Annotated in this window: 7 protein-coding genes; 2 read left to right on the top strand and 5 right to left on the bottom strand. The window is 59.8% G+C overall.

Annotated features, from left to right (window positions below):
- Positions 1-124 (top strand): ISAzo13-like element transposase-related protein (locus AC1DMK_RS27995; protein ID WP_477857258.1); only part of this gene is annotated, 124 nt, incomplete at its 5' end.
- Positions 125-358: 234 nt separating this feature from the next.
- Here AC1DMK_RS27995 and AC1DMK_RS27990 read toward each other — a convergent pair.
- Complete coding sequence (locus AC1DMK_RS27990) at positions 359-1,525, bottom strand: helix-turn-helix transcriptional regulator (RefSeq protein WP_477863627.1); 1,167 nt, start codon at positions 1,523-1,525, stop codon at positions 359-361.
- 518 nt (positions 1,526-2,043) lie between these two features.
- Here AC1DMK_RS27990 and AC1DMK_RS27985 point away from each other — a divergent pair.
- On the top strand, positions 2,044-2,817 hold the full coding sequence (locus AC1DMK_RS27985) for an AraC family transcriptional regulator (protein ID WP_477863626.1): 774 nt from the start codon (positions 2,044-2,046) through the stop codon (positions 2,815-2,817).
- Here AC1DMK_RS27985 and AC1DMK_RS27980 read toward each other — a convergent pair.
- The 4 genes from AC1DMK_RS27980 to AC1DMK_RS27965 all read right to left on the bottom strand — a co-directional run bounded on the left by AC1DMK_RS27980 (position 2,814) and on the right by AC1DMK_RS27965 (position 7,317).
- Positions 2,814-3,422 carry a GNAT family N-acetyltransferase gene (locus AC1DMK_RS27980; protein WP_477863625.1) on the bottom strand — a complete coding sequence of 203 codons (609 nt, stop codon included), beginning with the start codon at positions 3,420-3,422 and terminating at the stop codon, positions 2,814-2,816. The two genes, AC1DMK_RS27985 and AC1DMK_RS27980, sit on opposite strands and share 4 nt — an antisense overlap.
- Positions 3,423-3,757: 335 nt before the next feature.
- Positions 3,758-4,198 (bottom strand): hypothetical protein, encoded by a 441-nt coding sequence (locus AC1DMK_RS27975; protein WP_477863624.1) that lies wholly within the window; start codon positions 4,196-4,198, stop codon positions 3,758-3,760.
- Complete coding sequence (locus AC1DMK_RS27970) at positions 4,195-5,523, bottom strand: phosphatase PAP2/dual specificity phosphatase family protein (protein WP_037067061.1); 1,329 nt, start codon at positions 5,521-5,523, stop codon at positions 4,195-4,197. Before AC1DMK_RS27970 ends, AC1DMK_RS27975 begins: the two co-directional genes overlap by 4 nt.
- 9 nt (positions 5,524-5,532) lie before the next feature.
- Positions 5,533-7,317, bottom strand: a complete 1,785-nt coding sequence (locus AC1DMK_RS27965) for a bifunctional alpha/beta hydrolase/class I SAM-dependent methyltransferase (RefSeq protein WP_477863623.1) — start codon at positions 7,315-7,317, stop codon at positions 5,533-5,535.
- Positions 7,318-7,438: the final 121 nt, after the last annotated feature.

Below are 7,438 nucleotides of genomic sequence, written 5' to 3'. Positions count from 1 at the left end.
CCTCGACACCCGCACCTACCACAAAGGCGTCAAGGTCTCCAATGCCCAGATGGCAAGCCTCGACATCACCGGCGACGCTTTCCATCCAGAGTGGAACTACACCATCACCCCAAGAAACACGTAGCGGTTATTCTGCGAACTGTCCTTAGCGTCCGAAATTTTCGATTTATTTCGGACGCCATAACCCGGATGGCCGCCTTGAAGGGATACGAACCGCCGATCCTGTCTTTCCGCAGTTGAGGAGCGAGATTCAATTATCGGCTCTGCCAATTTCAAATCTCTTCATACAGGCGGTGCCACCTTCCGACGTGGCAGCCGGCCGAGCAACAAGGCTAGCCCGGCTATCGCAGGTAGCGCATCACTTCGTGTTTACCGACGTCGCCAGCGATACCCCGTGCATGATTGGCGATGCGATCGTCGACACGAGGGCGACGAGATCGGCCTGCCGTGCGGTGGAGGTCTTCGCATAGGCCCGGCTAAGATGGGTCTTTAACGTATTCTCGCTTATGGCAAGCGCAGCAGCACATTGAGCTGCACTCAATCCTCTGCCGATCTGCAGGACGACCCGTGCCTCGGCCGGGGTCAGATTGTAAAGCGTGATCAACACGTCTTCTGGCGGAGGAGAAGCTGAGATGGCGGTTGATATGAACACGGCAGCGCATGCAGGCCTAAACGCTGCTCGGGCCGTTCCTTCGCTCAATGGCAGGATATAGGCGACCGCCGGAGACTGGCTCGGTGTGGAAATCGGAAGGCCGATACCGCGCGATCCTAACAGGGCGTCCGCATGGGCCGCGGCCTCTATTGCTTCCAGCAATGCGCGTGAAACAACCGGCGTTTGGGCCTGAAGAACGCCGTTTCGCGAGCGCAGAAGTACTTGCTCGTCAAGCATTTTGGCCGCATGGGCGTTGGCGTGGAGAACTGCACCATCTGCTCCAGTGAGTATGACGGGGACTGCGAGGCTGTCGAGTACACCGCGATACATACCGGTGGTGAGGCGCGTCTGATCCAGGAGGTCGCCAATCAGGGAAGCCCGTCGCAGGTGGGGTGAAAGCAACGCCAGAAAGCGCTGTTCTTCGGCGCTGATGGGCGGCCGATTCGCCCACGTCGTCGTACTGAATAGTCCGATCCGGTCGGCAGTATGGACGAACTTCGTCGTACACGCCTCGCGCAAGCCTTGAGGTTTTGCCCATTCCTGAAAGAATGCGGATTCCTCCAGTTCCACCTCGCTGACGAGAGACAATGTCCGCTGCGGCAGATCGATGTCGCCAATGACCGCTGCCCTCAGGCCCGGTATCGCGTCGAGCTCGTAGTCCTGTAGCGCTCTCAACTGCTCGGCATCCCAGGGAGATTGAGCCGCAAATCTACCTCGACTGTCCGTGACGCTGGTGAGCGCAATCGTCGTATAGGCGGCGTCGATGGTACTCGTAATGCGGGTCAGGACGCCCGTCCAGCCTTCCGGGCTCAAGGCGCAATCATAGATCTCGCCGATAATCGAGGACAGAATTTCGTCACCCAGTCTGCTCATACCGTCCCCTGCACAATCGCTTCGTCTCACCTCCGCCAGTCGGGCACTGGCAGCAATACCAGAAGATATGCAATCGAAAGCGCTCGTGGCGCAAGCTCCGCCGGGAGACAAAACTAAGACATCATACTTGCGGGTGACGACATTGCCGGGAGCGTGCTCTAGACGTCGTTGGTCAGGACGCGACGCGTCCTTCAGAGAACTTCGATTTCAAGAACATCCATGGATATCTGACCCCACTATCGACCGCGCCAATGCACAAGATTCGTTGTGGTGTTCCGTTTCGACTTGKGTTTGTTGAATTTTCATCTTTTTTAACAAACAAAGAGGTCTGAATATTGAAAACATATATTTATTCATCCGCGGATTTACCTGAACATTTGGGAAATGACGCACGTTTTTCATTGTGGCGCGATATATATACGGCAGATATCGCAGCTGTTGAATTAGGAATCTCCGACAAGGATCCATTCTATGCCAAGTTCGAAGCTTCGCATATTGGGGGGCTAGTCTATGCAAAAATGACCGGAACCATCAATCGCGTCACGCGATCCCGGCAAAGCATCCTTGCAGACACACACGATTGCTATTCGCTCGTCATCAACACGAGCCCCACACCGATCGGGGGGGCTTACCGGCAAAACGAGATCGAATTGAAGCCGGGCGAAGCATTCCTCGATGCGGGCGAGCCGCAGACCGTTGTAGGCCAAGATCGCAATAACTGGATCCATCTTGGCATTCCGAAGAAGCTCTTGGATGTATCCTTCGCCAAGATCAACGACAGGCAGGGCCTTGTCGCCAGACACGACGCCGAAGCGCTCCGCCTGCTGCGGAATTATCTCATGCTTTTCGACACAGGCGGTCTGCCCGCTTCGCCGACGCTGGCTGCCCATATTGCAGCGACTATCATCGATCTCGTTGGGCTGGTCACGGGCGCAAAGGGAGACGAAGCGGAACTCGCCGGCTTGACCGGCTTGCGCGCAGCGCGCTTGGAGGCTGTCCTGGCCCACATCCGCACCGACGTCGCCAATCCCGAGCTTTCCGCCGAGTTCATCGGGCGTAAGCTCCAGCTCTCTGCTCGCTACATACAGGATCTCCTGGCCGCGACCGGGTCCGGATTTTCCGCGCGCGTTCTCGAGCTGCGCCTGCTGCGCGCCAAAACTATGCTGAACGATCCTCGTCATGCTTCCAAGAGGATCAGCGAAATCGCCTACGAGGTAGGGTTCAGCGACATCTCGTATTTCAACCGCTGCTTCCGGCGACGCTTTGGAGATACGCCTGGCTCCGCTCGCTAGGTCGAACTTCCAAGATCGTTTCGGCCGTATGTGTTCTTTAGGTAAGGCGTGTCCCCAAGTCCAGTCGACGCGATGGCTTTGCTCATGTTGATCCCGGTCACGCGAAAGCCCGTGACCTCATAAACATGGCGGGCGCGTTCGTTGTCCTTGGCGACCCGCAGCTTTATTTGCTCAAACCCTTTGCCCTTCAGCTCGTCTTCGAGAACCTCCAAAGCCTGTTTGCCAAGGCCTTTTCCCTGATGGGCGGCAAAGATGTGAAAATCGCTGATGAATGCCGAGCGCATCGCCGCGTCCGGCTTGTACCAGAGGTAGCCGACAAGCATTTCAGGGCGTTTCGATTGATCGATCAAACAGAGCAAGACCTGCCCGCTCGTATTGACGCCGTCAGGGAGATCGGCTGCAATTTCCCGTTTCGCTTGCGCAAGCGAATGAAGATCCGAAAGCCCGTAGTTTGACGAAATTTCGGCGGCATATTCAGGGATGAAATAAGCGAGATAGGCGGAATATTCGCTTTCTCGCATCAGCCTTAATGAAATCATTGAGTCATTCCCGTTGTGACAGCGAGCATCAGTGTCGAGTACTAGCGACTTATGCTGATTACGCAACTACCGCTCCCCGGGCGTTCAATCCGGTAATGAGACCGGTCGGGCTGTGGGCAAAGCGCTGGGATTCAGCGCGCACACCGTGGACAAAGGCAGACCACTTGCGGGGGTGTCGAACGCCTCCTCGCTTCGTGGGCCGAACTGCGACGCGCCAGTCCTCGTAGGTCTCGTTGAGCGAAGAAGTACCCCCGGCAGGCTCGACGCGGCCGCGCCGCCGGTAGTCTGGCGCTTTTGCGAAGGGCCTTGTGCCAAACCAGATCCGGATGGCGCCTGTGATGGCGAGGGAGACCTGCCAGACACGCGCCGGCAAGCGCTTGCATCAATAGCCTGGTCGATATTCAGCACAGCGGCTGCCCGTCGGTCGCATCGAGCAGAAGGATGGCGAAAAGCACAAGACAAACGACCAGCACAAAACGCTGCTGCCAGACGATGCGGCGCGATCCGGCAATCCGCCGGTCGAGCCCAGGCGGGGCCGTGTCGGGTGTGCGAAACCGCATACGAAACAGCAGGTCGTCGATGGCGGCAAGCCCTGCCGCTTCGGTCTCGTGGCTTGACGCAAGGCGAAACAGCAGGGCGTCGAAGAGCAGGTGGATCGTCAATGCGAGGACGATGAGACCGAAGGCGAGCAGGAGGAGCCAGCCGAGTGGTGAAGCAAAGCCTTGATACCCTGCCGTGATCGGGCCGAGGACTACGGGTAACAGGGCTGCCAGCCCGCAGACGATCGCATTGCGCGCGAGATTGCGCGCAGCCGCCGAGGTTGTCGTCTTCCACTGCGTCATTGCACACCCTCCGTCACGGCAGGGATGGTTTCCACTGGCAGATGAACATGGCGCCCCGCGCCCTCGATCAGCCGAAGTGCTTCGCCTGGATTGTCGCAACGTCGGCTGACGAGGAGCCAACGCGCGACGACGCAGGCGCTGCGCTGGAAGCCCAGCGCACAGCAGACGAGAACCGGTCCCTGCTGCCGCGCAGCCTCAACAAGGTTCGCCGCGGCCCGCATCTCGGCCATGTCGAGGGCCGTAAGATCAAGTATGGGGAAGCTGTACCAGCGCGCGACCGTGCCACTCGGCCGCTGGAGCTCCCCGGTCATGTCGATCACGCTGGCAAAACGGTCGGCCTCGCGGCGACGCGGAAAACGACCGAGATGGACACCGTCGGCAATCACCACGGATTCCGGCATCCGCCGGGTCCAGAGCCAGATGTTGATGAGGGCGCCGAGACGGTAGGGCGCCAGTAGCCAGCGGCTGGCAAGCGTGACCCGGCCGTCGGCGCGCTTCTGGAATATCCGCGGGCCGGCGCCGAAATATCCGACAGCGACAATCGCCAGAGCAAGGGCCGGCCAGAGAAACAGGAGTGCCGCGGCCGAGCGAGGGGTGCCGAGCGCTGCAAGGCCGAGGCAGACGACGGCACCGCACAGATAATAGATGCCGAGACGGCGTGACTTTGGATCGCCGGTCGCTGCGAAATTCGCCAGAGGCGAACCGGCATCGCGCGGAAAAAGCCAGGCGGCAAACAAACCAAGCAGCATGCCGGTCGGTATGTCGATGACATGATGCTGCCACGTGGTCAGCACGGAGGCACCGATCAGGAAGCACCAGACGTGCCAGCCAAGCCGCGCCTTGCGCGGCAGCCGGCCGCGTAGGTGATCCCAGATGACCACCAGAAGCGCGATATGCAGCGACGGCGCCTGGTTGAACGGCTTGTCAAAGCCACCGAGGACGGCGAACATGAAACCGGGCAGGCCACTCGTTTCCGGCCGCACGAAGATCGCTTCGAGCGGAAACGCGATAAAACAGGCGACGGCAACGATCTGGATCGTCAGATACCGCCTCGCGAGCGTATCGACATCGCGCGGTGCGGTGTTGACGAACAGGCAGAGCGCATAGAACAGATTGATCGACCAATACGGAATGATCGTCCATCCGAGAAACGGAATGGCGCCTTCCCATGCGAAGGCAACATTCGGCACGTAGGTGCGTTGCGATGCCAGCCAATTGGCACCGCCATAGCTGAGATAGAAGAACGGAGCCAGGAAAGCGAGCCAGAGCGCCGCTCGCTTCAGGACCGGCGCTGCCTGGGAAAAAGTGGGACGTGCCTTCTCCACGCTTTGCCCTCAGGTTCTCTCGGCAAGTGAGACGGTGAAAATGCCCCACTGGTCGATGCGCTGTTCGATCTTGCGGAAACCGGCCGCAGCGACCAGCTGGTCCATTTCCTCCTGCGTCCGGCGCCGCATCACCCACGCCTCGCCGCCGCGGTGGGAGGTCAGCGCGCGGGCGATCATCTCGAGTTGGGGATGCCATGGCTGGTTGGTGTAGATAAGCAGACCCCTGGGCTGCATTGCGCGGGCGATCCCATTCAGTGAGGCGGCGACCATCGCATTGTCGGTAAACAACTCGTAAAGGCCGGAGACGATCGCGAGATCCGGGGCCGGCGTGATCGCAGCCAGCCCCTCTCCATCAAAGGCATCCTGCTGGCGGAAGCTCACGAAATCACCCAGTCCACGCTCGGCGATGCTCTTGCGGCCGGCATCGACATTGATGGAGGAATAATCCTGCAACCGCGCACTATCGGGACGCACCGAAGCCGTCTCGATCGCATCAAGGACATAGCGGCCGTGCCCGGCCGCTATATCGAGCATGTGGGTACTGCGGCCGGCTGCTTTCAGGCGCTGCAGCGCGCGATCGATCAGGTCCTGCAAGTGCAGCTTGCGCTGCCTGATGCCGCGCCAGCCGATCGCCTCGAGGAACACCTTGTCGATCAAACGCCCGCCGGGACCGAGCCCGCGCGGCTTGTTCTCGTAGACGTAATCGAGCGTCGAGCCGGAATCAAAACCGGTCTTGACCCCGGTCCTTATGCCTTCGGACACCAGGGCGCCGATCTTGATGTTGAGGCGGCTGAGGGCCCAGTAGATGCCGCGTGGGGATGTGGCGTCCAGCGGGCTCGCGAGCCGGTCAGCCTCGTCCTTGGTATAGCCTTCGACATCGGCGGAGCGAAGGTCGGCAGGCGCCCGGGGCTCGGCGAAACGCGCATCGATAAAACGGCGGACCTTGGCCAAGGCAATCGCGCGGTCCTTTTCGCCAAGCGTGTCATGGTAGAAGCCGGCAAGGACATGCCGTTCCTTGATACGGCTGCCGAGGTTTTCGTAAAACCGGTGCTGCGGCGCGTGTCGCACCACCCAGTCGCTGCCGGAGATCAACAACTGGGTTGGCACGGTGATGGCGCGGGCGTCGCCGACGACCCGGGCTGCCGCCTCATAGAGCTGCAACAGGATGTTGGAAGCAATCGGCCGGGAGATCAATGGGTCGGATTCGTACGAGGCGATACGCTCAGGATCATGCGTCAGAAACCTCGCCTTGACATAGGAATTGACGAAGAATGTCCCTTTGAGCTTTTCCCAGAGCGCAATGCTTTCTTTGGCAAAAGGCACGTAGAGCTTGACGCTGAAGGCCGGTGAGGCCAGCACGAGCGCACGGATCGGCGGCGCATAGTCGTGCACCCAGGTGGTGGCCAGGACCGCGCCGACGCTCTGCGCGATGACGGCAATGTCTTCGACGGCAGTACCGCTTGTCTCGCTGACATGGCGGACGAAGCAATCGAGATCACGCGCCGAGGCCGCAAAGGATGGCGAATAGCCGCGCGCTCCCGGTGAACGCCCGTGGCCGCGTGCGTCCCAGGCGTAGAAGGAAAAATCATCGAGGCCGAGCTCAGTGGCGAGATGGGCGACGCGGCCGCTATGCTCATGGCCGCGATGGAGAAGAATGATTGTGCCCCTTGGTGCAGCGCTCGTCGAAGGCCACGCCCGATAAAAGAGTCGGGTGCCGTCATGCGAAGCGAATTCGGATTCACGCATTGGTCTGGCCGTCGAGGACGGTTGCCCGCTATCGGCAGTTTGCAGCACGGTCTTCTCCAATTCTGATGGGTGGATAGGTTGCATCCATTGGCGGGCACAGTGATTTGCTTTCATTGCAAAAGTCTAGTTGCAAATGTAAGTCCTTTGCATGAACCGATATGAAGTACGG

The organism is Rhizobium sp. 05L419 (assembly GCF_056397845.1).
This window is presented reverse-complemented; position numbering and strand designations above follow the sequence as displayed.

Coding starts and splice junctions, on each gene's coding strand:
- AC1DMK_RS27990 (WP_477863627.1), bottom strand. CDS start 1,525: ATGAGCAGACTGGGTGACGAAATTCTGTCCTCGATTATCGGCGAGATC.
- AC1DMK_RS27985 (WP_477863626.1), top strand. CDS start 2,044: ATGACCGGAACCATCAATCGCGTCACGCGATCCCGGCAAAGCATCCTT.
- AC1DMK_RS27975 (WP_477863624.1), bottom strand. CDS start 4,198: ATGACGCAGTGGAAGACGACAACCTCGGCGGCTGCGCGCAATCTCGCG.